Source organism: Pseudoalteromonas sp. Of7M-16, assembly GCF_022347805.1.
GTDB lineage: Bacteria > Pseudomonadota > Gammaproteobacteria > Enterobacterales > Alteromonadaceae > Pseudoalteromonas > Pseudoalteromonas luteoviolacea_F.
In genome coordinates this window covers 1-25,474 of the sequence record NZ_JAKRFY010000034.1, presented here as the reverse complement: position 1 = coordinate 25,474, position 25,474 = coordinate 1, and the positions used below count along the sequence as shown (strand labels likewise).

Below are 25,474 nucleotides of genomic sequence, written 5' to 3'. Positions count from 1 at the left end.
CCAAAAACTGTCCATAGGTTAGAACTATTAAATGCAATATTGACCCCAGATGAAAATGCAAAGATAAATAACCACAGAGGTCAAACTTACTGCGGCTCAGTCAATCTAACTCTATAACCCTCAACAGCAGCAAATTTATATCCAGCTAATACTTGGCGGTTAGCTTCATTCAATAGTCGCTAGGAACTTCACTAACGCCAATAACTACTCTTTAACCGCACTTATGGCTTTGTTGGCTAATGACAATTCCAACACAATGCCGAACCCGCAATCAATTTTACTCAGTTGTGCTTTTGAGATAGTCACAATATCAACCTCGCCTGCGTATAAGCCTATGACTTCTGCGTTGGCGTCAAACTTAGTCGCTGTACAGTGATAAGCTATGATGTACGTACTTCCATCCTCAACGACCGCACTAATATTCAAAAGCAAGGCGACATTGTCGATTGTGATATCAATAGATTTGTTTTCATTAGAGATAACAGCATAGCCATCAACCCACTTTACATTTATTGGATGCTCAATATCAACTGCCACTGATACTCCCGAAAGTATAAGTAATGCAACAAATATTAAGTTTCTTACTAGATGCTTCATAGGTGACTTACGCTCGCTTTGCTGGTTGAAGGGAATGAGAAAGAATACAAGCCTGCTATTTTTCGTCCTTGTTTTGTTGAGGGTATTAAGCACTTTACGTCTTTTTCCTATTGATTATTCACAGCTTATCATAGTCACCGCAATGTTTTTAAACAGAAGAGCGCATTTAGGTTTTACTAGCCGAATATTCTTGAGAGCAGGCTTCGCTTTTTGCCTAGTGTTTTATAGCCAAAATAGGTCGTAGCTTGAAGGCTACCACCGGTAATTTCACTTCCCTTATTTAACGCTTGATTCACGGCATTGAACTCGGCGCTGCGAGTTACAATACTATTAAAAATGTCCGCCAACTCAGGTTCATTGTGATAAATTTCTGAGGCAATATCGATGGCCAATTTGTAGATAGGCTCTTCTGAATAAGCGTACTCGCCTTCTTTGCCCTCAACTTTATAGGTATTAGGAAAGTCTAATTCTAATTTGTCACCCAAAACTATGCGGCAAAATGCACTGGGTAAGAATGCTGAGATCCGCTCTGCCTCTCCAAAGCTTAATCCATGGTGTGTTATTCTGTCAGTGATGTCCGAATCACTGTGGTCTTTATACTCCAAAAAGACAGGTAGTACATCTTTGATTTTTTCTCGTTCAATCATACTCTGTGAATACTCGATAAGGGGTAGAAATATTGTGGGCCTAATTTGAGCAATTAAATAACCCACTACTGATTCATTTATATTTAATTGCTTAGCAATGCTTGTTTGGCAAACAAGGAACATAAGTCAGCGACTTTATGCTCCTAACTTTTGCTTTTATCCGTTTTTTGACTCTTTTAATTCATCAATAGCAAAAGACTCTTCAACCAATGTAAAACCATAACGATCAGAAACCGATATGATACCACCTTATGCCCTAAATCTCGCAGCTCTGCAGTCAAGCGAACAAAGTAGTTTTTATTTGCCTCCAATGTGTCCTCGATATTCGTAAATATCTCACATCCAATCAATGGTGAACGCCACGCACCAAGCAAGAGTGTTGTAGCCCTCAGGTAGATTAAAATGAGGAAATGCATACATTGCAAACTGGTTGGAATACCCTGAAATGCGCTCACCTTGAAGCCACACTTCACCTCAATTTTGTTTGGTTCCTCAAACTGTTAATTTATCTTGCGATATGCGCTGTTAATTGAACCAGCTTGATAAAGAGAGCATGTGCCATTTGAATAGTTCACTAAAAACTCGAAGTCCTTAATTGAGGCTGGGTAGCCAATTAATGTGGTAAGTATGCGGTCGTGATGCCTTTTTGTATCAAGAGGGATCCAGTATACGGCAACTTCACCATAAGTAAGTTGAATACTTTCAAACGGAAAACTGTTCACGACAGTTGGGACTGATATAGTTACAATATCCATGAAACCATGGCCTTCGGCTTCAACCCTTCCCAACAAGTATTACAACACTCAAATCCTTACTCGCCTTGTTAGGCAACTTTAAAATAGACAATGCATGCAACTAAGACCAGTACAACGTATGACAACAATTGAATACCCGCCTGACGGTGCTTACTTGCAAGTGCCAGCACTGTTTTATTGGAAGCGCCCTGCAGCAGTTTTACACCTTTTGAAGAGACAAAAGCGACTGGTACTTTAAAGTATTTCGGTGCGCCTAATTGTGCCCAAATCTCAGGCTCTAATTCTTTAACTGATTGATAGTATTTATATTCAGCCAAACCTGAACGAAGTATTAGAATTGCCCAAATGGCCGCTAGACATATTGATATCGACATAACATACCTCTTCCAAACTACCTGAAAACCTTCAAATTGCTATGAATGCCATAAACAGAGACGCCACTAAAGACGCCCTGCAAGCGTTACTCATTAAACTTTGATTTAGCGCTCAACCAAACTAAACCAGTTCCCAGAATTATCAATCGCCATAGCTTCAACACCATAGAGTTGCTTTGTTGGTAGCTGGGTAAACTCAACGCCTTTAGCCACAAGTTCTTCATAGGTCTTATGGCAATTTTCAGTTTCAAAAACGCCCGCGCCAAATGCCCCCTCTGCGATTAAACTGCGTATTTTCTCAGCTGCATCTTTGCTGAGCAGAGGTCCCTCTTTTGGCTCTGCCAATACCAATTGAAGTTGTGGCTTAGATTTTGGGTGTACGGTTAACCAGCGAAAGCCACCTTCTACTTTCATATCATCACCAACCTCGAAACCAAGCTTATTTTGGTAAAAATCAAGCGCTTCTTCCTGATCCAGTACATATATTGTTGCATGTGCTATAGATGTGATCATTTATATATTCCTTTGTTATTGACTCGTTTTATCTTATAGAAATAATCAACATGATATTTCTCCAATATTGCTCATTTAACTTATTTTCCCAAAAAATGATATGCGTAACACGCTGGTATAGCCTGCGAAGGAAAGCGATAGGCCTCAGCTGACAAAGCCCACAGCTTACGGCGATACAAAGTTGGAGCCATACCGGTCTGTTTCAAAAACAATGATGAAAAGCTACCGAGACTTATGTAGCCTACTTTCTCGCAAACCTCTGATACACTAAAGTTTTCGGTAATTAGCATCCTCTTAGCACTTTCGACGCGAAGCCGTATCAAGAATTCATTAGGGGTTTCTCCATAGGTATCTTTGAAAGAGCGCAAAAAGTGATAAGGGGACATATGAGCATTCTTCGCCATATCCGATAAGTTAAGTGGGGTGTTAAAGTTACCAGCAATAAAATCCCTACCTGCATTCAGCCTTTTAAATTTATAGTTCGTAGCCATAAAATAAACTCCTTGATCCACGTAAAATATAACGCTGGTTTAAAGTTTGAGCAACGCTGTTACATTGTTATCCAGATATATAACGCCATCAGTTGCTATCGGCTTGCTGACTATCTTACCTATTTTCTATTGTTCTCGTACGGACCCTGCACCGTTCAATCATAAAGTCAAAAATATCGCTGTCTTTGTATTGATGAGTATCAACGCACGATAAGACACTCTCGATTGATCGACTAATGTCGTTCGATTCATGAAAACAAACCAACTCTGGAAACTCCGCTTTCAGATCAGAAAAATAGTCTTTATGCAAAGCACTAAAACGCTGAAACCTCATGATTTTCTTTTCTATTTCTTCGGAGCTTCGACCTAGGAGCGATGAACGCCCACGCTCTCTGTTAGCTCTGAGTGCTTCTGGCACATGAAAGTAGACGTACTTATTGGGGAATGACACTTGTTTTTCATCTATCATTTTTCGATAAAAGCTCACAATAGTGTCAAAACATCCCCAGTTCTCGTCTGGGAAGGTTATACCAAACCAAACCGGTTGAAAGACATCACCATCTAAAATAGATATCATAGCGTCGCTAGCAGAGCTACTCGCAATGTGACACCTTTCAATTTGTTTTTGGTAGTACCATAGGTCCGACTCTCGATTATCTTTACCAAATAGTTTATTAACTTCAGGTATTACATAACAACCATGCTTATCTTTTAATGCTGAAGCAATTGTGCTTTTACCTACAGCAGGCGCACCCTCAAAAGTTACTATCATTTTGGCTATATTCTCCGATTAACTGCCCAAGACCTCTAAACCTTTACAAAATTATCAGTCATAAAGTGCATTCAGTTTTTACGTCGTTGTTTAATAAACTTTGATTGGTATACCTTTCAAAACACCTCTAGAGTCCTCGACAATAAATCAAAAAAACTCTGTACATATTGTGCCTTCGCTTTAAATTGACACTTTTGAGCTGATATTAAGTGAATATAATTGCTTAGCAGACCCCATTAAGTTAATCGTTCATCAGTCCTATTGGCTTGAAACTCGATGTAACCATCTGCTCACAAAACCAGCTTGTTAGATACATACATGTGCAAGTTAGCGCTGTTACCTAGATATTCCTATTGCCCATCTCACGCACTCATAATTGCCTGTTATATCATGATCATTGTCATTATGATGATCAACATGATTGTATTCAGACAAAGAGCTATAAAGCAAAGCACTAATGCCAACGTGTATTTCCTCACATTAACCGCTTTGTCGTATTCTCCAAACTGCGTTTTCATTAATTTATATTTTAGGCTTAATAAAAACTGAATTAGTAAAACAACCACTCCCAGCGTCAGTATTGCTATTAAACACGAAATTCCTGGATTTATTGAACCATAAATATGCAAAAAAACCGCAAAAGCAACAGCTAAAGGCAATAACCAAATCACCTTTTTTCTTGCTTCATCGTACCGTTTGTTGCGGTTGTATCTATTCATGGCTATTCCTAAAACGCGGCCTTAAAGTGCGTCAAACGCATGCAACGCTTGAACGAAGAAAAACCTATAAACTATTGATATCAAGTCTTAATACCTCTTTAGGCGCTTGCGTTATTGGTATAATTCGCCAATCATTTATTAAGTGCAGTGCCTTAATTCATCTGGAAAGTTCTGCTAATGCGAGATATCAATACTTCCTAAATAACGCCTAACAGGCTGCGCGGTCTGAACTCGCAACGTAGCGTGTCCCGAACGCGTAGCCCTTATATTTATTTCTCAAAAAAACCTAGTTCTGAATCACCTTTTATTTCTATTTTTTTCAGAATAACTTTACCGCTACCTTTTTCTTCTATCCATACTGCTGAATATGCTTTGCCTAACTCGCCTCTGACAATGTATGTAATATCTGGCTCTGGTGAAAATGTAACATCACCAGTAACTTCATAAACAGTGCCTGTCATTGCCTGAATTGGCGCGGCATACAGAGTTCTACCTTTGATTGTAAACGTAGCCATCGAAGAGGGAGTATCTGTTACGACATGTTCGGTTGTAAGTGCAAAACCTTGGCCATAGGTAGCTGAGCGTGTTGCAGCTGCGCTATTGTGTATTCTCTTACCATCTACTTTTTCAAGGTAAAACAAATCAGCTTTGCCTTCGCTGTGTCTTTTTTGTGTACTTTCAAATTTAGATATTGCGCCTGAGTAGTTTTCAGGTACTGGCGAGTATGTGCTGGCACATCCTCCCATCAACAGAGTTGCCGCCGGAATGAGTAGATATTTCATTTTATGTTTCGCTCCTAATTTGAATCTAAAGTCTTAATAAGGCAGAGATTTGTTACATAGGTGTTCAAAAAGGAAAACAGCAAACTGTGTTGTCCTTTTTATTAAGCTATTTTGTTGCATTGTGCACCTCAACTATTATCCATACAACTAAAATAGCCGGGCAAATAGTTATTGGTAAGTATTGATGCAGCCGGCCATCGCGGCTGGAGCAAAGGGATGATTGTGAATTGCGCCAAAGAAAAACGCTATCACGATAACTGTGACGGCTCGAGCTTGGTAAGTTAAAACAGTGCTTCCGTTTACTTTAATGTGCGCCCAACTACCAACTCCGTTATTTCCGTGAACTTGACTGGCAACGAAGGAATACTCCCCATTGCCAATATTGTATTTCTCAATTGTACGCTCATAGTGCTCGTAGGCTTTTGTTCCCTTTTATAAGGACCACCATGCAAATCCCAATCGAAGACAAAAAACCCAAGCTTTGCAAAATCAGACCAAACTTCAGAGCTTCCCAAATTTGGAGATTCCAATTGCACCGCAATAGCATCATGCTCGGCATAGTTTTCAATAACCAAGTTGGGGATTGTGCCTTCGCCCGCCGTAGCAAATAGAGCTATGTTTCCTTCGCCATCTATAGCGAACCAGTCAAACTCTCGACCTTCCAATTTCTCTTCGTAGATACTCATAATTTAGGCATGTCACACTTTTTTCAAAAGGCTTTAAATTATAACAAATTGAAGCTAAATGAAGGTATTTAATTTAACTTAGAGTAAGCTACAAACACTTTATGGTTTTAAGTCTTGTGCACCAAGGCAATTCAATTGATTTGAGTTAAATTTTAATCTCATAACCACTGAGGCATATCGCAGTAATGCTCAACTTTACCCCTATATCACGAAGTAAAGCTGAACAATTTACTGAAGTTACGGCAAGCTTCTAATTCTAGTCACTGAGATCCGCCCATGTTGATCGCATTTACTTGAGTTGACACCAACCTGTATTGAACCACCGCTTTTTTGTGCTGCTAAAAGGACTGACAGTATTTGGTCTACTTCGGCATCTCCCTGTCTAACAGCATAAAAAGCAGCATCACAGTTTTTAGGATTGTGATGTGCTTTTTCTGTACGAAACAAAATAAAGCCTCCTGTGTAGCCGGTATTGATCTCCGCAACTTTCGTAGCCTGACTCCAATCGTTCGCAAACGAAGGTACTGACAAAAATAGTAAAGCTGCTAATCCAAATAATTTCATTATCCTCTCCATAGTTAGTTTTTTATAATATTTTTCAAGAAATCAATTCGTCATATTAAAGCATTATTAAAACCATAAACCCGTTACAAAAAGTTTAAAGTAAACATGCACATAAATAGTACAATCAATTGACTTCAAATAAAACAACTTACAAAGTCAAAAAAATACTATTTTCCACTATATTTTCGCTTACACTGCTATCTACCGTCACAAATTATCTAAAGCTAACAAGACCCAAAAATAACATCTGTGCCAAAAGGCCAACATCGGTGAACGGCTTTTACATTCATACTTCTTGTATCTTCATATGCTCTTGCTGCAATGTAACAAGCGATCTTAGTATAAATAACACCAATTGGAACATATTGCATGCAATAATGCCTATACTGTACTACTGAAAACTCTCAGTACCTAACCTGTTTACTGAGTAGTTCATAAGATTAATCGTGACAAGTTTCCCGAATACCAAAATACCTAACCCTCGGCCAATTACCGCATGAACTTAGCTTTTTCAACACTCATTGAAACCTTGAAACAACAGATAAACCGTATTTAAAGCAATGTAATAAAAGTATAGTGAAGTGACTCTCCTTGTTCATGCAAAGCTCTGTTGATGAGCACTAATGCATAAGTGAAATTGGCGAAAAATGAATAAACCCGAGTGACCTTCCCCTTTAAACTACTAGGCTATTGTACTGCCATTCAAATGGTGCCTTTGTATAAATGCCAAATGTAGCGTTACAAACAAAGGGGTAACGGTAAAAGGTAATAAATATATGTTGATAACACTCACTGAATAACTTGCAACTACTGAAGATAAAGCACCTAACACTAAATATATTTTTAGTTTTGTAGGGTGTGTATTTTCTTGTTCAGGATACAGTGTTAAACCAAGTAAGCTTATTGCACCCCAAAAGCCTATCAAGCCACCAGCGACTAAAAAAAAGACCAATATAGATAATGGTTGGCCTGCGAACAACCCAAGTAGGATTGCAGGGCTAAATATCAGACCTAATGTGAGAAGGAGTATAGATGGAGCAAAACCTACTACAAACTCAAAAATATATAATGCTCGCTTCAACTTCGACATGTACACCTAGTTTCTATATGAATTGCTAATACTACTTGGCTATCTTCAGCGAAGAATGAGGATCAACCAAACTTTCGACCTCGCCTTCATATGCTCATTTAACAGCCAACCATTTTAAACTCAAGAGTATCACCATCAAACGCTTCTAGCCCATCTTCAAAAATCAGCCTACAACTGGTATCAACGTTTCCAAGATAGTGATCCCTTGCCCATGAATTAGCTGTATACCAAAAACCATGAGGCGGCCTTTCAATGAATAAAAATGAAACGATAGCTGAAACTTTCACAGTGCTTCTTATACAAATTAACGATTTTTCATCAGTGCACTGGCCTATACGATAATAAGCAAAGAAAGAGTAAAACCCGAGTATTTTCTCCCTCTTGAGTAACTTCTAAATTCACTTACTCCAACATTGCTTCCCTTGTCTCTATGAGTAATTTTGCAATTTCAGTCGCTTTATCGATATTTGGCGATATACCCATTGAGCCAGACTCTATTTTTACTAAATACTCGGAGATTTCGTGATGCTTTTTGTCTGAGATGACTAAACTGAAAACCTTTGGAAGGTAAGAGTGATATTCATCTCGAGCAAGAGGGGTATCGGACACTCTTATCGGGTCCCAAAGATAATGAAGAATTTCATCTACCCGCCTATACAGGTCTTTTTTCTTACCGCTTAATTTCATAGTTAGTCACCTTACGCTACCAACTTGTTTCTGTGGTTTTGCCCTTTTCCTCGCCTACTCCAGTTCCATCAGACCTAGAGTTCAAGAGTTCTCTTCAGTCCATTTTAGTATTTTATCGAACAAAAACTCACGATTTGCATGGAGGGTTTCCGTTTATAAATCACACTTATAGTGTTTTTGTCGCTTTTACTAGTTCGCTATTGAATCGCTCAATCTCTGTTAGAAACAACAAAATGTCTCCTTCACTAGCGGCTTTTAACTTAACAAGGTACTCTGAGTTTTTTTGGCCGTCAAATTTGCCTTTGCCACAACGAAGATACCCGGATATTGATGCGTTTATAACTGGTAACCAATGACTTAACTTGTCAATTATTCTCCCGTTACCTTTAACACTTGGAACCCCCTTCTTCACAAAAGCATTCCATCGAATAAAAAATTCAAAAAGCCCACTATCTTTCAGAGCGTTTAACTCAGATGGTCTTAGCCCATCATTTAGCTTCATAAAGCAAGGCATACAAAAGCCGCCAGACTTATTAAATATGCTCGTTAAAATGAGCACATCACATTTGTTACAGTTTACTTTTGCAGCTTGCACTTTGCTTTACCATATTGAAATATAAAATTATATCATGTGTGAACATGGTCACTTTTCTACCAAAATTATCGTACTGTAAAATATTGAGCTAGCTCAAACTAGTAGAGTCTTGCACTGTTAATAAACTTAAATTGGTCGTTAAGACCGAAGTTTTACTGCTGTACCAAACACCAGTATTTCTGATGCCCCATCAGTGATTGAGCTTGTTGTAAATCGTATTCCTACTATGGCGTCTGCATTTAATTTTTCCGCATTTTCGATTAATCGTTCAACCGCTATATTTCGCGCTTCAACCAACATCTCGGTGTAGCCCTTAAGCTCGCCTCCGACAATACCTTTTAGACCCGCCATAATATCTCGGCCAACATGCTTCGACTGAACCACATTGCCATTGACGATGCCTAAAACCGCTTCAATTTCTCTTCCAGGAACTGTTTCGGTTGTCGTATAAATCATAGTTTCCTCTATAACACAACGTCTTAATATACTGTACAGAATTATCCTATATGACTTATTAAAACTAACCAATAAATGAGTACTTGCCAAGCTTTTAACGCCATTATTAAATAAGTTCTGACCAGCGCATAGATATAAATGTTGGACTCGTTAGAATCATAAAATGCCAATGCTCTTCCAATTATCATCTGATTAATTATCTATAAGAGGAAGCATCCGTTGCTCTGAATTCTCTGTAAAGGCCGATAAAATAACGATTGAAACTAGTAGTCATAACTGTAAAAAATAGCATGCTAATATTTATGTTTTGTGATTAAAGCCAGCCACTTAATAACCGCACTTTTTATTTGTTAGAATTTTTGCTGAAAACCGAGGAATACAACCAACTGTTATATTCCTAATTTAAATGGCTTGCTCGGGTTAATCTGAGCCCCCACCGTCACCGCCACTTCCTCCCGCGGAATCATCACAAAAGCTACCTGACTCAATATACGATATATCACCGCCAAAAAATGTATCTGACACCTCCTCTCGCATCTCGTTATAGTCACAACTTTCGCCACGTTCGTCTTGCCATTTATTGAACTGTTTCATACTTGTATATAAAGCATGGGCGTAACAGATATGCCTCCAGTTATAACCTTCGTCATGAACAGTTTTTTCAACTTGTCCAGCTGTATAAGTTTTACTTTTGCCATACCTTCTCGAAAGGTCTTTACCTAGACGGAGTATGTAACTTCTTATTGCTCTCTTCTTTTTATATTTTGCTAAAAACATAATCCCTCCTTAAAGCCTAACTATACAATGAAACATTTATACTTGGATTTACTGAAACTCTTACGTCAAATGGTGATAAGCAAATGCTAAAGCCCAAGCAATTAAACCAATGACAATTAGAGCAAGATAACCGTTACCCCTATTGCTTGATACATCTGTACCACAAACAGGACATTTAAAGTGTGAATAATGGCCTGGCTCAAGCTTTATAGGATTGATCTTACTATTACATTTTTTGCATTGCTGACTCAAATGTTCACCTTTATATTAATGTGTGCCTTGAACAGTATAAAAAGCAAAACATAATTAAAAATACATAAGCGCAAACCTGCTGTTTTGCTTCAACGGTTTGACTGATATGCTAAACACTTGAATACTCAAAAGTCATAGGTATCTTTCTTAAGCTTCTTGCGAAGTAACTCAACCGAGTCATAAAGCTCTGTTTTTGGATACGGTAATGCTTCTTTGCTGTTTGACCAAGTTAAATGAACAATAAAATACTTACCTTCAGAATTGACCAAAACATCATCTCTATCTTCTCGCTTTGCAAGAATTTCTATATTTTTACCATACAATACATGACCAATAGAAAGCTCCGCGACTATTTCTGTCAATAGTGCTAATTTGTGTGAAGAACAATAATCTTCTATGTCATTCCATGGTTCAGAGTACATAAGCCTCCATGAGAATATAACGCCCCGAATTGAAGCATTTTTTAGTTACTTGATAGCTCTGCTTTCACCATTTTTATTAGTTCAGGCTTAAGCGCGGAAAGGCTTTACTACCTAACACTGAGCTATCATCGAATGTCATTATTAATATTTTTTGCCACCATTAACAAATCGACTTTAAGCTGTTGTTAACTTAACAATTTTCAAGATTTTATTTTTATTTCCATCTAATATGTAATCAATGGAAACACATCGGCCGTTTTTGAAAAAGTTATCGTTATGCAACCCCCCATGAAAATATGGCCCTGCATCATGATTACTAAAGTAAAATTCCACCCCTTCGATACTAAATGACTCAATCAAGGTGCCCGCTTTAGGTTTGCGTGATTCATAGTTGCTAATACAGCCTTGAACTTGCTGAAACTCTTTGTTTTCAATAATATTTCTTACTTCAACTTTCTCATGATATTGAGAGATTTCAGCTGAGATAGCCAACAGGCATATAGCCACAAAGGCTCCCACCAAGGTTGTTCTTTTAGTTTTCGTTATATCAGAGGCAACTTGAGTTATAACAGGAAACTTAATGACCAAAAACAGCACTACTAAAAAAGGGATTAAAGATAATAAGTGGTCAATACTTGTATTTATTACTGGCTCAAAATATATACTAAATTTTTACGAATCCAATTGATATCTGCGCAACGGATTAAAAAGGTTTGGCTATAAAACTGGTCATCAATCTTCGACATGTCGAAACTTCCTTAGATACTTATTCCGCCCTAATAAAGGGCTGACAACGATGAGTCAAACTGCTAAACGTAGCTAAGCAAGGCGATTACAGCCGTGAACTTAATTGGCTATTGTATCGCGTTACCCTCACTTATTAATACGTTTTTTTCTTTAAGCACCTCTAAAACGAATTCTGGTATACCATAGAATATAAAGTAGTCGTCTTGATATGCAGACCCTGCTCGTAACTTCTCCTTTATGTAAAAGCGCCAATTAAGTATTCCTGAATTGATGGCTTTGTTCCAGTCCAATAAGTTACGCCCCATATGAGACATAATAATTTTTTGACTGTCCCTGTTTAATTTCCAGATTTCTTGTTTTTGAAAAAATGGGTTTGGACGATACACAACAAGCTTTTCTAATACCGCCTCTCCCATATAATAGGGTTCAAGTTCTTGTCGTAATTTTTCTTTGTGACGTATGCTGGTAGCGCAAGAAACAGAATCGAAGTCTAAAGAAAAACGATCACAGCCTGCAATAACCGCCCCCTCCAATAACCACTTACTAGCTTTAAAATCTATTTTATCGTCTGAGATAACAATGTACTTCATTTTACTTTCCGAAAAGGATAATGCAGTCTGAGCAGGCTCAAATAAGCGGCGGTGGAGCAAAAGCCAAGTGTTTTCCACACTTTTGAATAATTTGTTATGTAATGTTCACGCCATTCAACGCAAGGAGTAAACACAGGCCATTAGTAGAAGCCTCTAAGATCTTTTGACTATACTCATCAGAGCCTACTATAGAAACGGCTCTCTCGAACAGCTCTTCATGCGAAAGGGTATTGCAGCTGTCAAAGTTATCAAATTCGGGGTGGCAGTAAAAGCCAACTTTGCAATCAATGCCATTATACCTAAAACCTATTTCGAGTCCTCTACCCCAATTTTTATCATTGGTTGTTGCAAAGAGAGTAATAACTTCTCCACAAAAGTTGATCTTTGATTTCATATGGCCCAACCGTTACATAACGTCAGTAAAATCGGCTAACTAATTGATCAAGAAAATATCTCGATTATCACCCTCGCCGCCTATTTTGTTGTCTGCACCTAGTGAAATAACCTCAAACCTTTTATTGGAGACCTTAGCAGGATTATTATATTTATACTCGTTCCCCCTACTATCTAAAGGTATTGAATTAATAATACTCACTTTAGATCCAATCAAATCTGATAGGGTATGAGGGTAAGTTTGATGATTTATATAATACACTTTTATAGCCGCTTCTAACGCTGCTATATCACGCACTTCTTTAGGAGGAACGCTGTCACAATGATGTTTATTCTTGAATTGTGGCATCACTATTAAGACCAATACGGCAACAAGCAAGGCTCCAAGCGCCCAACATACTCTCTTTTTTATCACAGGTGACCTCGTTGGTTTCATAATGCCAAACAAGTGGGGCATAAATGCTGGCTATATTTAGTGACTAAGACTTTTGTGGTTTAAGTGTTTGTTACAAGCTTTTTACTTTACCTGAATATTTGAAAGTAGTACGTTTATACTTTCTTGTGTTAAAGATTGATAGTGTATTTCCGCCAACCAATTTTTATTGTGAAATAGTAAAATTCGACCCCCATCGAGATCCTCAACCAGCTGGATTGCCTCTAGGTGCTCATCTACTCTAAAGTAATAAAATTCCTTTTCAGACTTATATACATAAAGTACTCTCAAATTCAACAGCACCAACATTTGGCTTACTTCTAATAGAGAGCTAAAGACATCAACCCTATCCGGCTTTAAATTAGTTAATGTTAAAAACAGCTCTAACTCACTGTTCATAAAATCAATTCCAACAGTATTACCACGTTTTAAACTTGAAACTAAATAACCAGTATGCATATCCTCTAACGACATATTCGAAATGATAATTGACCCATCAGTTTCTGCTGAAAAAGAATGCATTACTGGCTTAAATTCATCTAACTTATCATCCACAAAGCCATCTGGTAGTCCAATTGAAAGAAAGCCCAAATCAAAGTGGTTTGAAGGCTTGGAGGTTACTTTTTTAAATGTGACAGTAACTAGCCCAGTAAAGACCTTATCTCCGCCCGCCTCGCTCTTTGATTTATCAATTAAGTAAATGCCCCACAATATAGGGCCAAACTTAATGACTATGGCTACTAATAAACAAAAGGATATTATGTACTTTACTTTTTTACTCATAATTACCAAATAACGGGTAGCTTACAACGCGAGTCGCGCTTACTGCGGTAGCCATATTATTTATCATTTCGGTCTAAGTTTCTCAATAATTTGCGCATCTACCCAGTAGAAATCTCCATTTCCTGATTTATCAGGGCTATTAAAGAAAAGATATTTGCCATCTGGTGTTACGTATCCTCCATTTTGTGAGGTACTCGTGTTTATCTTATCTCCTAAGTTAATGGCAGCCCCCCATGAGCCGTCTTCTTGTCGAAAACTAACGTAGATATCGCTACCACCATAGCCGCCATCTCTTCTGCTATCCCACAAAATATAAGACTCATCCGGTGCAATAAAGGGATGGATATTCACTCTTCCGGTGTTCAACTCTTTGCTGAGGGGTTTTGGTGCTTCACGTTTACCATTGTTCAGGCGAGCATATCGAAGAAGACCTCCTCCTCCCCTACGATATTCATCAAAAAAATAAGTGCCTTTTGAGGAAACCGTAAGGGCCATGATGTCGATGTTTTCATACTCTGAACCAAGACTTTTTAACTCTGACCATCCACCATCGATTCGCTCTCTATATTTATTTGTATAATACATAGTTTTACCATCAGGAGAGATAGACCCGCCCACCCCTCGCTCTACTTCCGACTCGTGCCATCGATTATTCTCGAATTTAAGAACAAAATGCGATTCTTTTTTACTTTTGTTGTTTTTCCTAGAAAAGTAGAACTCTTTCATGTCGGGAGTGAACACAGCGCCCCACTCATGATGTTCTGAGGAAACAATATCAGGCGCAAACACTTCGGGAGTTAAACCTGGCGGTTTTTGCCCAAAATAAGGGCCTACAGGGGCTAAACGTATAACTTGACTATGGCTTTTGCTGCTCATAGTTAGAACCAAAAACAGCAGGGTAACTGAAATGCAAATATGCTTCATGATTTGTCCTTATTTGAAGCTGATTAGAGTGGCAGTCAGTTTAGTTTAATCGGGAGAAAAGACCTGACGTTCTTATGACTTTAAGATGGTTTTTCTCTGGAAGCGACAATCCATCTATTGGATGCATACAGCGCCATTCTAAGGGATTGATAATGTATGGATAAAATTTTTGGCGAAGCGAAAACATCCTGCAAAAAAACTGCCTACTTGGTTAGCATTGTTTTAAGCTGTCGAGCTGGATTAGGCTCTCTATCCGAATAAACTTGATTACCCCATGCAGCTTATTGCTTTTTATAGGGAAAACTAATATTCACACTATTTTTGAACCGTATATGCAAAGAAGCCGTATAACACCCTCTTTTCGATAAAAGGCATGAGGCCACCATAACATAATTAATATTAAAGACAGGTAACCTAACAAGGCTACACAAAGACAAAAATTTAGCTAGGTAAACCATAGAATGCTAGTCCTTTTAAAGATACACTAGCGCGGATTTGAATTAGGGCAAACATTAGAAAGTAGGAATTTACATTGAAATTCACCAACAAAGACGTATTGCTATTTGATTTAGATGGAACATTAATCGACAGTGTGCCAGATTTGGCGCTCAGTATTAATCAAATGCTAAACGCATTAAACATGACCCCCTACCCTACAGAAACTATTCGTAGTTGGGTTGGTAACGGTGCAGCGGTGTTAACCAAAAGAGCATTATCAGGCAGTATTGATATTGCCCCTGATTTAGATACCACTTACGTCGAAAAAGCGCTTTCAAAATTCCTATCATTCTATGACCAGAATGTATGCGTTGAGACAACACTATATCCTAATGTAAAAAGCACATTAGAGTCTCTGCATAGCAGCGGTTATCGCTTGGTGATTGTAACAAACAAACCAGAACAGTTTGTTCGCCCGATCTTGAAACATTTAGGTTTAAATGACTTTTTCGAAATGGTTGTAGGCGGTGACAGCCTGCCAAAACGCAAACCAGATCCAATGCAACTAACTTATGTATGTGAAACTCTTGGCGTTTCCCCCTCGTCGTGCTTAATGATAGGTGACTCGAAAAACGATATTTTTGCAGCGACAGCGGCAGGCATGCAAAGCATCGGTTTAACCTATGGATATAATCATGGTGAAGACATTAACAGTCATGGCGCATCACTGGTATTAGATAACTTTGCAGATATCATTGAAGCCCTAGTTCCAATAACGGAACCTACACATTAAGAGTATCAACCTTCCCAAGGTTTATCGTTTTATCATTTCAATTACTTTCTAGAACATGCTAAATAAACACTTTGAGCACGCCAATACCCGCGTAGGAATCATAGGCGGTGGTATTGGCGGTGCCACTATCGCATTAAAACTAAGCCAACAAGGCGCCAATGTATTACTTTTTGAAAAAGAAAGTAGCCTAGTTAATGGTCCACCAATGTGTCACCTACACGCAGGCGGCAATTTATATAGAGAAATATCAGACCAACAATGTATCGATCTGTTACAACAATCGATCAACACTGCAAAACTATATCAAGACGCTATCGATTACAGACCAACAATCGTAGCGGTACCATCGCACGATAACGGAGAGCCAAGCGACGTTGTATCAAGGCTAACAGTGCTTCAGCAAGAGTATCAGCGACTAGTCGCGTCAGATCCACAAAACGATATTTTGGGGCCAGCATCAGAGTATTTTAGGTTATACCAACGTTCAGACCTCGAAAGGCTATCGCAATTAACCGTGCCAAAGCTCCCAAAAACTCCTGACGAATGGATGATAGCTTTTGCTAAACAAACTGATTTAACTCAGCTTAAATTTCCCGTGTTTTTGGTTCAAGAATATGGCATTAGCGTTTTTAGACTAGCAGCATTGACCAGTTTAGCCCTAGAAAACAGTCAGCATTGTGAATTATTGACAAACACCCAAGTCACTTCAGTTTCGCAAAACAGTGCTCAAAAATGGCACATAGAGACAAAGCGCTCGGGTGCAGATGAAACGTTTGAAGTAGACTATTTGATTAATGCGTGTGGGTTTAGAACTGGTACTATCGACGACATGGTAGGGCTTAAGCCACAGCGAATGGTTGAATTTAAAGCCGCTTACATTAGCCGTTGGAACAACGACCAGACTAATTGGCCTGAAGTTATTTTTCATGGCACTCGAGGCACCAAAAATGGCATGACCCAATTAACCCCCTACCCTAATGGTTATTTTCAAATACATGCAATGACACCTGACATAACCCTTTTTGAAGATGGCTTAGTCTCATCGAAGCAAGAAAGTGCCCAGCCAGAGTTACCGAACAAATACATCGACAAAGTCAATCATCAGTGGGACGAGCAGGTAATTAATGAAAGAACCACCAAAGCCATTGAAAAAGTAGCTGGCTTTATCCCTGCGTTTAATAGTGCTGATATTGGCGGGCGTCCGATGTATGGTGCGCAGCAGATACCGGGGGAAGATGCGACATTACGAGTTGCCGATGTTGCTTTTCAATCAAATAGCTATGCGCGATGTGAAATCGTCAAGGCATCATCTGCCCTGCCGGCTGCAAACACTATCATTGATAAGCTCGTAGAACTTGGCTTATTAACTGGCAGATACTCAAAATACTGTCACAGTGCTTTTGTTGATACTTCTGCAACTAGTGATATAACAGAGCAGCAAATTGCTCAACGGGCAGAATATCTTGCAAAAGAGCGCGGTTTTCCTGTAGACCTCGCTAGGCGAACAATGCCAAAAACATTAGGTAAATAATTACAACGGCTCTAGATCTGTCAAAATCTTCAGCCGTTCTTTAATTTGATCTGAACAGTAAGAGTATGAGCAATATTTAACCTGGCCTTTTTGATGGCTGATAGAGCTTAAGTCTGTCGTTAAATGGATTTGTGCCTGTCCCATGCTGTTCTTGGTTTTGGTTATGTTTTATTTACAACGCTTTTAATGCCTATTTAATACGTTTGAAAGTCGCACGTAAATATCCGTCTTGATCCCCTAGACCAAGCTCAATAAGCGGATAGGTTCCTTCTTGAACCATAGTGTCACCCGTTATTGTTATTTTGAAAGGAATGGATACCCCCTCATAATTTGGAAAACTGGAATATTCGATATGTTCCGTCAATATATTATCTTCGTAGCTATAGCGACCCAAAGAACCACCAAAATTATCAAACGCTACAACTTTTTGTTCTTTCGTCAGTTGAAACGAGCTAAACCTTGGTCGGTTATTACCAATACTTGAAAACGCAAAATGGCTATCAGTAAATATTTTAATCATTTCACGACTTTTACCATCGAAGGTGGTGTATTTCTGGTCGCCTATAACTAGTGTTTCTAATTCTAATTGCCACTCACCTTCTAGCGTGTCTGCTTGACGGCTGCTGTTTACTGTTAAGCACCCGCTAAGAAACCCTAACGCTAGTACTAAAGTAAATAAAATTCTCATTGCTCACATATCCATATTATTTTAAAAATCAGTGGCACTATCAGAAATAAATTACCTGAAAGCTGGTGTTGTCAATAAAAATAAACGCCTATCTATACCGCTTTCGCGCTCGCTCTCAAATTCGACAGGGCTCAACCCGTCATTTTCAAAATATCTTCTTTTGTGCCTATTAAATACTGCTTGTACCCAAATATACCTGAACGCGCATTTGCTATCGACTGAGAATTCTTCACATAGATTAATTCAACTTTCAATCTCGTATAACAAGACTCTATCGCCGTTTAATCCCAGCTGTTGCCTTTGGGGCTCAAACTTCGCTTAACGCTTAACCTTTCAAGGTAATTCACGTAGTTTGTTATCTATTTTTCATTGATTGCATTGCGCTTCTTTCTGGGTGAATGGTTAGCCCTAGCGTCACACCTCTTGTTGCTGTAGCCATATTCGTTGCTTGCGTAATGGGCTGCTCTGTCATATCCACACATAAATGATGTCCGTCTTTGATTTTTGATTTGGGTTCGTTGTTGTGAAGTTTTACCACAGTATACTTGTGAAGACGTAGCTGCTCTTCGTATTACTCTTTGTAATGGCCTACATCATCTAAGGTATTAAACTGCTTATCGGAGAGTAGTTTAAATAAGCGCTTCCAGCTCGATACTTGCCGCGCACTTATACCAATTCTTTGGCAATTTGGGCTTGCGTTACTCCAGGTTTCTCAGCAAGCTTAACTCTGATGCAAGATAGCAGGCTAAACTTAGCGACGAACGAGCACAAGCCTGCTGTTTTGGTGTATGTATCAATTGCCCTGCATCTGATAAAGGAAGTTTATGTCTGCCCAAACTTATTTCTTACCTTATACTACTGACTAATCTAATAAAAAAGACAAGCGTTCATCCGCTTTAGATGGGGTCAACTCGATGATTTCAGACTTAACTACATTTTCAATAACAAAAGGATCTTCCGCGACTATTCTTTCAATTTCTTCTTTAGACACGTTTACTGCGATAATGCCACCACCTGCGTTAGGCTGTAAGCTTCCAGATAACATAAAAACGCCCGTATCGAACCCCGCTTGAAGCCACTCTTTATGGCCTTCCATAAAGTCTTTGGCTCGGGATTTGTTGTCTGATAACTTTAATTGAATAATAAACATTTCATAACTCCTTTGATATTCTCATGTATTGATTTCAAAATGCCTGAGCTATCTAAAGCACATAACATTTTAACAAACGGAAAAATAACAGGTTAAACTACGCGAAGAATGGCCGCAAGCCTACTGTTTTATATGCGATTTAACCGCTTTATTAACAACCTAACCTCGGTTAATAAACACAGACTCTACAAAATGATGTAATTCACTCTGGTTGGAAAGGTATTCATCTATCTCTCCCCAGCATGTAAAAGTACTTTCATTGAAGCCCCCTTCAATATCATTGAAATACAAGCAACAATTACCATAAATAGCTACAACCCAAAACCCACCTCCTTCATCACCAAGTGGCGACAGTTCCCACTTTTGAAGCTCGGGTAACTTTATTTTTTGCCACACAATTTTGGCTCTTGAACTCATTTCAAATTCTGAGATTTCAATGATTCCTTCAAGGTGGCTTTTTGTTATCGGTTTCCAGGTACTCATATGCATTTAGATAGTTAGCGTTTTAATTAACGGTGATAAATAGCTGACTCAAATTAGTTGTGAAGGTACGTAAGCCAACTGTTTTTTCACCCACTTTTAGGTAACTTGTTACGAGCCGATTACTACGGACTCTTTCACAAAGGCTAACCACTTATCACCTTTGGATTTAATGATTTCATTTGAATGAGCATGCCCCCACGACTCACGGAAAACGAGGTAAACCTCTCCGAGTTCATAAGTAAATGCGATATTGCACATTCCACCTTTTGAAACTGGGGCTCTTCTCACCAGTATAGAGCTAGACCAAAAAGCAGGTTCAATATGGCGATTAAAATCGGTACTTATATGTTTTACTGATTTAGGTATTCTGGAACGTCTCCAGAAGAACTCTTTTTCAGTTTGACCTTTTATATTTTCAATTACCTCAAACACTACAACTTTATCAGTTATTTTGATAGTTTTAGCTAACACTATCGTTGGTGTTTTCTGGACCAGTTCAGCATGCGTTAAACCATAACCAGGAGGCGGTACTGGACATGCCAAAACCCCTAGGCTAAAGAATATTGAGAATACCAAAGTACATAACGAAATTTTCATAAACTAAAGAAGAAATATAAAAAAGAAATAAAAAAAGAAATGGACAGACACATTTTAAAAGGCCTTACCGAAGTCATTCTATAAGCAATTGGCCTAATTAGCTTTTTATCAGGTGTAAACTAGTATTTTGCACTCATTCATGTCCCTGAACATTCAGGTAATTCACAGAAAAACTGTATGACTGTCCCACCCTATTTTTCCAATATTGCGCTCCTTATTCACATAGCGCCTTGCTCTGCTGTAATTTTGGTTCTACAGCTTTTGTGCTATCAAGCACAAAAGCTGTAATGATAAAATGCCAACAGGAGCAATTTGCTATGCTGTTAAGACTGCAGCTCTATTCGAATGCAGGGTCATACTTTTCGAAAGAAGGGACATTGTCAACAGAACCGTTTACACCGCCAAAAAGGTAAATGGCGCCATTCAACATGACAGAACCCATACTTTGTTTACCTATTGGCATTGCAGTATTTTCACTCCAGATTGAACTGGCTGTATCAAAAACGTGTACAGTATCACGCGCAACATATCCGCCGATTATGTATATATTCCGTTCAATAGCTTCAACAGAAAACCCGTATCGCATGGGTTGATTTAATTCGCCTGATCTTACCCATAAATCAGAAACTGGATCATATACTTCGAACCCTTTTTCGTTACTTGCTCCACCAAACACATATATTTCACCGCCAAAAGTTACACACTGGCTACCCCACCCTAGATTTGAGTTAGATTCCCTATAAGACCATGAGTCATCTGCTGGGTTATACTTTTCAACCGTGGTTAATGTAGTAGGTCCGTTCCTTCCTCCAAATACATATATCTCACCGTCATATACGCAGCTCGCGTGATTATCGCGTGGAGTGTCCATAGAAGCCCTAGCAGTCCATTGTTGAGTTTCCAAGTTAAATACTTCCACAGAACTTATAGTAGAATTACCTCCGATACTTACAGTTGACTGACCTCCGATAGCATAGATTTGATTATCAATGGCATTAGCTGTATGGCTCCATCGAGCTAGCTGCATGCTTGTAATTGACTCCCAGCTTTTAGTAGACGTATCGAAAACGTCCACATCGCTCATATGCTCGTTATTTTGGTTTAGACCGCCAAGTACGTATATTTTCCCGTTTATCTCAACTCCTTCAGGGCCACGCCTATACGTAGGCAGATTTGGTAATACTTGCCAAGGATTGCTCACCACTTCAAGGTCAAACGCTTCAAGTTGGGCGGAGCTTTCACCGTCAGTGACAGAAATAATAATTTCGGGATAAACACCGACATTTTCATTGCTTGGAGCACCCGCAATCTCACCTGTCAGGGAGTCAAAAGAAGCCCAAGAAGGCAAGTTTTGAACACTAAATTCAAGTGAATCATTCTCTATATCCGAAATCGTTGGAACAAACGAGTACGCATTATAAGCCACAGTTTCAGTTACTGGGGTTCCTGTAATTAAAGGTACGTCATTTTCACCAATAACACTCACTTTCACAGTTGCTATTTCACTTGAAATTTCACCCTGCTTTAATTGGTATGAAAAGGTATCGTTACCTTCGAAATTTGCGTTAGGAGAATACCTTAAGGTCGGGTAATTTCCAGAAACTACCCCATTAGAGGTTGATGTTATAATCTCGACGCTAACCTCGATGCCCAACGGATTGTTGGTTTCAATATTGACTTCTATGGATTGGTCTTCGTCAACTTCGACTGCTTGGTCCGCTACGATAAAGTTTTGTTGGTATGGCGATGTATCGAATTCATCCTCAATACCATCGTTATCATCATCCGTGTCTATTGAATTGAAAATACCATCCAAATCGGTATCTAAGTATTCGTTAATGTCTACTCTTTCAAACCCTTCTACGCCATCAATCCAGTCATCTAGATTTCTTGACACTAAAGATGGATCTATCTCGGGAATGGTTGCACGCAACGATTCCAGCAACTGAGTATCGTCGATGGCTCCATCTTCTCCAAAGTCAGCTTCCAACTCATTTAAGAGTTGTGTTAACTCAGCATCTGGATTCGTAGAGTTGGCATTGGATTGATTTAATGCATATCTATATAAAATTGAGGAAACTGAAAGTAAATAAGGGCTTCCACTGGATAACTCATCATCGTAAATAGATAAAGATGCAAAATTATTTTCAGTAGAGTTAGGAATGACTTCACTAAAAGTGGTGAGAAATTCGCGTTCAGCTTGGTTTTTAGCATCATCGAAGTTTAGTCCACTTTCACTGATCAGACTTCTAACTCGTTGACTTGTGAGGTGAGTTAAGAGGTTAATGTAAGCTGTCTGCTCTTCTCGGTCAGATAAACCTATGACAGAGCGTAATGTTATGGTGCCTTGAGATAATTCGCCTGTGATCTCATTTCGGTAGTACCCAGTGCCAGATAGTTCTATTAAGTCGGAACCGTCATTCAACAAAAAATTAAATCGCCCTAGATCATCAATTGTGTTGGTGATTACTGTAGAGTCTGTATTAATCGCATCAGCAGAGAGTTGATTAACAGTAACTGTTGATCCGATGACAAACGGGCCTTTTTGAACGGCTCCCTCTATCTGTACCGTAGAGTTTGAAGTTGAAACTGGATCTGGAGTTGGAGTTGGAGTTGTAGCTGTTTCGCCCCCTCCGCCGCCGCACGCGCTTAAAAATAAAGCACTAAGCAAACCTGGAATTATCTTTTTTTTAAACACTTTTTAAACCTTTTATACTTTATAAAAAAATGAATCTAAAATTGCCCACAACGCCTTAACAAATGCAGAAAACAGCAAGTCAAGCCGTGCAAAAAACAAGCAGATCACTTAATTAATTTGTTATATTTCCGACATTATAAACCAAAAGACATATCGAAAATATGCGAATAAAATTATTAATACATACATCAATCTTCTGCTTCTAAAAATTTAAGAAGAAAAATCAGAATTTAAATATTTACTAACAAATAAAACACAAAAAGATAAAGCCACAAGTAAGTAAATAGAAAAGCGAGAAAATAAGTAGATAAGTAGTGGAAAAATGGACAGGCACATTTTAACAGGCCAAATCAAAGTGCTGGAACATTGTTCAAAATTGAGCTTGCACCACTCGTAAAAATGTCAAAAAGACCATAGCATGAGAATTCAATTGAAAATAAAGGCTTTAACTAACCTTTAAAGCCAAACTTCCTTACACTAGAACATGCCATTTTTATCCACATAAACCACTAATACTGTTTTAGGAATAAAACAAGTGGACTGGGGATAAAACAAGGGGATAAAACAAGTGGACAGGCACATTTTAACAGGCCCAAACCAAAGCACTAAAATATTACTCAAAAGAGGGTTCTCACCATTCGGTAAAAATACCAAAAAGAAAATTACATGAGAATTAAACTTAAAATATTAATTTTTTCATTTTCATAAACGAATGAGCTTAAAATTGAGAATAATGTCTTTAACTAAAATATGCTACCCGACTCCCTTATACCAGTTCATGTCATTTTTAGCTGCATGAACTCTTAATACTGTTTCAGTGCCTACGAAGTTTCCATAGTGATTGCCATAATTTTTTACCCTATCTAACCAGCTCGTCACTTCAATTTTCATTGACACAAGTACATGGGGCATATCTTTTGACATGTAACCTTTCTCTTTAGAGTGTAAATGACGGCCCGTCCAATCAACGAGCTCGAGGTAATCCAAAAACAAAAATGGTAATGCGTGTTCTTGTTCTCTTCCGCCAAACGACTTTAGTGATATGGGTTGTTTGATGTGAGGCTCTGTTTTTCTGATGTTTGCTTTACTGCTTTGGAATTGCTTTATTCGCTCTTGAATCGATGTAAAGTCGCAGTCCTCTAACTTGTTTGCCATATTCGCTCGGATTGGGTTTAAATCCACATACGCCATGCAACTAAGCAATGCCGTTTCATCTAATAAAGCTTGTGATTTATATCGCCCTTCCCAATATTTGCCTGTACAGTTGTCTTCCTTGTTTGCTTCCTTTGCTATGTATTCATTAAGGTTTTTCATAAACCAGCTGATGTCATAAAGCCTTGCACGCCATTTTGCAATCAACTCAGATTTAAGCAATTCCTCCGCCCTACTCAGGGTTTCACCGCGTAAGCCTCTATCAATGATTGGACTACCTTTGTATAACTTGTACCACCTAGATATTACTTCAGCTTCCGACCAATCTAGAGCCTGGTGCCTATTCACTTTTACAACCAAATGATAGTGATTGCTCATGATGGCGTACGCTGCTATTTCAATTGCAAAAACACCACTTAGCTGTTTTATTCGCTCTACCAACCATGTTCGTCTGTGGTCAAAATTTTTGCCCGTATACTTGTCCTCTCCGCACAAAAAAGCACGGCGTACACACCGTGCTATTAAGTGATAATAAGACGTCGATGATAAATCTATTAGCGCTTTCCTTGCTCTTGTCATTCCTATTCACCCACTAAAAACTGGATATTTAAACAGTAGTAAAAAAGTAAAATTTAAGCAATAGATTTATGACCACAAATTTGTGGCTATCACATATCGCAAAAAATTTGTGTCTGTCCCATATGTATGGTCCCATATGGCCGAATTCAACATGCAAGTGCACCAAGTATAAAAACAAGATAGAAATAAGGCACTTCTCAGCTTCTGCTAATGTAAGTGTGCGACCACTTACATTTTAGGAGTTAAGAAATGCCTTATGAACATCTTAACAGCTTTGAACGAAAAGCAATCTATTATCGCTACAATAGCGGTGAAA

33 protein-coding genes are annotated in these 25,474 nt (G+C 38.6%); 2 read left to right on the top strand and 31 right to left on the bottom strand.

Going from position 1 to position 25,474, the window contains the following annotated elements; translation table 11 throughout:
* Positions 1-204 precede the first annotated feature (204 nt).
* The 24 genes from MHN81_RS24725 to MHN81_RS24610 all read right to left on the bottom strand — a co-directional run bounded on the left by MHN81_RS24725 (position 205) and on the right by MHN81_RS24610 (position 15,049).
* Positions 205-537, bottom strand: coding sequence for a hypothetical protein (locus MHN81_RS24725; RefSeq protein ID WP_023401079.1), 333 nt, complete (start codon positions 535-537; stop codon positions 205-207).
* A 236-nt stretch (positions 538-773) separates the two neighbouring features.
* The gene (locus MHN81_RS24720) at positions 774-1,244 is read right to left on the bottom strand and encodes a hypothetical protein (RefSeq protein WP_155250798.1); all 471 of its coding nucleotides are present in this window, start codon (positions 1,242-1,244) and stop codon (positions 774-776) included.
* A 500-nt stretch (positions 1,245-1,744) separates the two neighbouring features.
* Positions 1,745-1,999: a hypothetical protein gene (locus MHN81_RS24715; RefSeq protein ID WP_239427025.1), complete on the bottom strand. Its 255-nt coding sequence runs from the start codon at positions 1,997-1,999 to the stop codon at positions 1,745-1,747.
* A gap of 68 nt (positions 2,000-2,067) precedes the next feature.
* Positions 2,068-2,373 (bottom strand): hypothetical protein, encoded by a 306-nt coding sequence (locus MHN81_RS24710; RefSeq protein WP_239427024.1) that lies wholly within the window; start codon positions 2,371-2,373, stop codon positions 2,068-2,070.
* Positions 2,374-2,478: 105 nt separating this feature from the next.
* Positions 2,479-2,886 carry a VOC family protein gene (locus MHN81_RS24705; RefSeq protein WP_239427023.1) on the bottom strand — a complete coding sequence of 136 codons (408 nt, stop codon included), beginning with the start codon at positions 2,884-2,886 and terminating at the stop codon, positions 2,479-2,481.
* A gap of 80 nt (positions 2,887-2,966) precedes the next feature.
* Entirely contained in the window at positions 2,967-3,377 is a 411-nt protein-coding gene (locus tag MHN81_RS24700) for an AraC family transcriptional regulator (RefSeq protein WP_023401084.1), read from the bottom strand.
* A 115-nt stretch (positions 3,378-3,492) separates the two neighbouring features.
* The gene (locus MHN81_RS24695) at positions 3,493-4,149 is read right to left on the bottom strand and encodes a hypothetical protein (protein WP_023401085.1); all 657 of its coding nucleotides are present in this window, start codon (positions 4,147-4,149) and stop codon (positions 3,493-3,495) included.
* A 383-nt stretch (positions 4,150-4,532) separates the two neighbouring features.
* Positions 4,533-4,868, bottom strand: a complete 336-nt coding sequence (locus MHN81_RS24690; protein ID WP_239427022.1) for a hypothetical protein — start codon at positions 4,866-4,868, stop codon at positions 4,533-4,535.
* 269 nt (positions 4,869-5,137) lie between these two features.
* Positions 5,138-5,650 (bottom strand): hypothetical protein, encoded by a 513-nt coding sequence (locus tag MHN81_RS24685; RefSeq protein WP_023401087.1) that lies wholly within the window; start codon positions 5,648-5,650, stop codon positions 5,138-5,140.
* Between the two features lie 299 nt (positions 5,651-5,949).
* Positions 5,950-6,336, bottom strand: a complete 387-nt coding sequence (locus tag MHN81_RS24680; protein ID WP_239427021.1) for a hypothetical protein — start codon at positions 6,334-6,336, stop codon at positions 5,950-5,952.
* A 237-nt stretch (positions 6,337-6,573) separates the two neighbouring features.
* Positions 6,574-6,900, bottom strand: coding sequence for a hypothetical protein (locus MHN81_RS24675; RefSeq protein ID WP_023401089.1), 327 nt, complete (start codon positions 6,898-6,900; stop codon positions 6,574-6,576).
* Positions 6,901-7,582: 682 nt separating this feature from the next.
* Positions 7,583-7,990 carry a hypothetical protein gene (locus tag MHN81_RS24670; RefSeq protein WP_239427020.1) on the bottom strand — a complete coding sequence of 136 codons (408 nt, stop codon included), beginning with the start codon at positions 7,988-7,990 and terminating at the stop codon, positions 7,583-7,585.
* 98 nt (positions 7,991-8,088) lie between these two features.
* Positions 8,089-8,277: a hypothetical protein gene (locus tag MHN81_RS24665; protein WP_239427019.1), complete on the bottom strand. Its 189-nt coding sequence runs from the start codon at positions 8,275-8,277 to the stop codon at positions 8,089-8,091.
* A gap of 115 nt (positions 8,278-8,392) precedes the next feature.
* Positions 8,393-8,677, bottom strand: coding sequence for a hypothetical protein (locus tag MHN81_RS24660; protein WP_023401091.1), 285 nt, complete (start codon positions 8,675-8,677; stop codon positions 8,393-8,395).
* 166 nt (positions 8,678-8,843) lie between these two features.
* Positions 8,844-9,089 carry a hypothetical protein gene (locus MHN81_RS24655; RefSeq protein ID WP_239427018.1) on the bottom strand — a complete coding sequence of 82 codons (246 nt, stop codon included), beginning with the start codon at positions 9,087-9,089 and terminating at the stop codon, positions 8,844-8,846.
* Positions 9,090-9,410: 321 nt separating this feature from the next.
* Positions 9,411-9,728: a heavy metal-binding domain-containing protein gene (locus tag MHN81_RS24650; protein WP_023401093.1), complete on the bottom strand. Its 318-nt coding sequence runs from the start codon at positions 9,726-9,728 to the stop codon at positions 9,411-9,413.
* Between the two features lie 420 nt (positions 9,729-10,148).
* Positions 10,149-10,505, bottom strand: coding sequence for a DUF6559 family protein (locus MHN81_RS24645; protein ID WP_239427017.1), 357 nt, complete (start codon positions 10,503-10,505; stop codon positions 10,149-10,151).
* Positions 10,506-10,882: 377 nt separating this feature from the next.
* A complete protein-coding gene (locus MHN81_RS24640) occupies positions 10,883-11,179 on the bottom strand; it encodes a hypothetical protein (protein ID WP_239427016.1) in 297 nt (98 codons plus the stop codon).
* A 174-nt stretch (positions 11,180-11,353) separates the two neighbouring features.
* Complete coding sequence (locus MHN81_RS24635) at positions 11,354-11,686, bottom strand: hypothetical protein (RefSeq protein ID WP_239427015.1); 333 nt, start codon at positions 11,684-11,686, stop codon at positions 11,354-11,356.
* Between the two features lie 347 nt (positions 11,687-12,033).
* Positions 12,034-12,516: a hypothetical protein gene (locus MHN81_RS24630; protein WP_239427014.1), complete on the bottom strand. Its 483-nt coding sequence runs from the start codon at positions 12,514-12,516 to the stop codon at positions 12,034-12,036.
* 94 nt (positions 12,517-12,610) lie between these two features.
* On the bottom strand, positions 12,611-12,910 hold the full coding sequence (locus MHN81_RS24625) for a hypothetical protein (RefSeq protein WP_023401099.1): 300 nt from the start codon (positions 12,908-12,910) through the stop codon (positions 12,611-12,613).
* A 39-nt stretch (positions 12,911-12,949) separates the two neighbouring features.
* A complete protein-coding gene (locus MHN81_RS24620) occupies positions 12,950-13,324 on the bottom strand; it encodes a type II secretion system protein GspG (RefSeq protein WP_239427013.1) in 375 nt (124 codons plus the stop codon).
* Between the two features lie 102 nt (positions 13,325-13,426).
* Positions 13,427-14,125 carry a hypothetical protein gene (locus MHN81_RS24615; protein ID WP_239427012.1) on the bottom strand — a complete coding sequence of 233 codons (699 nt, stop codon included), beginning with the start codon at positions 14,123-14,125 and terminating at the stop codon, positions 13,427-13,429.
* A gap of 63 nt (positions 14,126-14,188) precedes the next feature.
* A complete protein-coding gene (locus tag MHN81_RS24610; RefSeq protein ID WP_239427011.1) occupies positions 14,189-15,049 on the bottom strand; it encodes a hypothetical protein in 861 nt (286 codons plus the stop codon).
* A gap of 532 nt (positions 15,050-15,581) precedes the next feature.
* On the opposite strand from MHN81_RS24610, the gene MHN81_RS24605 reads away from it, so the two are divergent.
* Both MHN81_RS24605 and MHN81_RS24600 read left to right on the top strand, forming a co-directional pair.
* A complete protein-coding gene (locus MHN81_RS24605; protein WP_023401104.1) occupies positions 15,582-16,280 on the top strand; it encodes a phosphoglycolate phosphatase in 699 nt (232 codons plus the stop codon).
* 55 nt (positions 16,281-16,335) lie between these two features.
* Positions 16,336-17,811: an NAD(P)-binding protein gene (locus MHN81_RS24600; RefSeq protein ID WP_239427010.1), complete on the top strand. Its 1,476-nt coding sequence runs from the start codon at positions 16,336-16,338 to the stop codon at positions 17,809-17,811.
* 190 nt (positions 17,812-18,001) lie between these two features.
* Here MHN81_RS24600 and MHN81_RS24595 read toward each other — a convergent pair whose 3' ends face one another.
* From MHN81_RS24595 to MHN81_RS24565, 7 genes are all read right to left on the bottom strand, one after another.
* The gene (locus MHN81_RS24595; RefSeq protein WP_239427009.1) at positions 18,002-18,499 is read right to left on the bottom strand and encodes a lipocalin-like domain-containing protein; all 498 of its coding nucleotides are present in this window, start codon (positions 18,497-18,499) and stop codon (positions 18,002-18,004) included.
* Positions 18,500-18,854: 355 nt separating this feature from the next.
* Positions 18,855-19,037 carry a hypothetical protein gene (locus tag MHN81_RS24590; protein WP_239427008.1) on the bottom strand — a complete coding sequence of 61 codons (183 nt, stop codon included), beginning with the start codon at positions 19,035-19,037 and terminating at the stop codon, positions 18,855-18,857.
* Between the two features lie 324 nt (positions 19,038-19,361).
* Positions 19,362-19,649, bottom strand: a complete 288-nt coding sequence (locus MHN81_RS24585; protein WP_023401107.1) for a hypothetical protein — start codon at positions 19,647-19,649, stop codon at positions 19,362-19,364.
* Positions 19,650-19,808: 159 nt separating this feature from the next.
* Entirely contained in the window at positions 19,809-20,066 is a 258-nt protein-coding gene (locus MHN81_RS24580; protein WP_052027423.1) for a hypothetical protein, read from the bottom strand.
* A gap of 174 nt (positions 20,067-20,240) precedes the next feature.
* Positions 20,241-20,675 carry a hypothetical protein gene (locus MHN81_RS24575; RefSeq protein ID WP_239427007.1) on the bottom strand — a complete coding sequence of 145 codons (435 nt, stop codon included), beginning with the start codon at positions 20,673-20,675 and terminating at the stop codon, positions 20,241-20,243.
* Positions 20,676-21,066: 391 nt separating this feature from the next.
* On the bottom strand, positions 21,067-23,427 hold the full coding sequence (locus tag MHN81_RS28290) for a kelch repeat-containing protein (RefSeq protein WP_239427006.1): 2,361 nt from the start codon (positions 23,425-23,427) through the stop codon (positions 21,067-21,069).
* A gap of 753 nt (positions 23,428-24,180) precedes the next feature.
* Positions 24,181-25,158: a transposase gene (locus tag MHN81_RS24565; RefSeq protein WP_023401111.1), complete on the bottom strand. Its 978-nt coding sequence runs from the start codon at positions 25,156-25,158 to the stop codon at positions 24,181-24,183.
* Positions 25,159-25,474 lie beyond the last annotated feature (316 nt).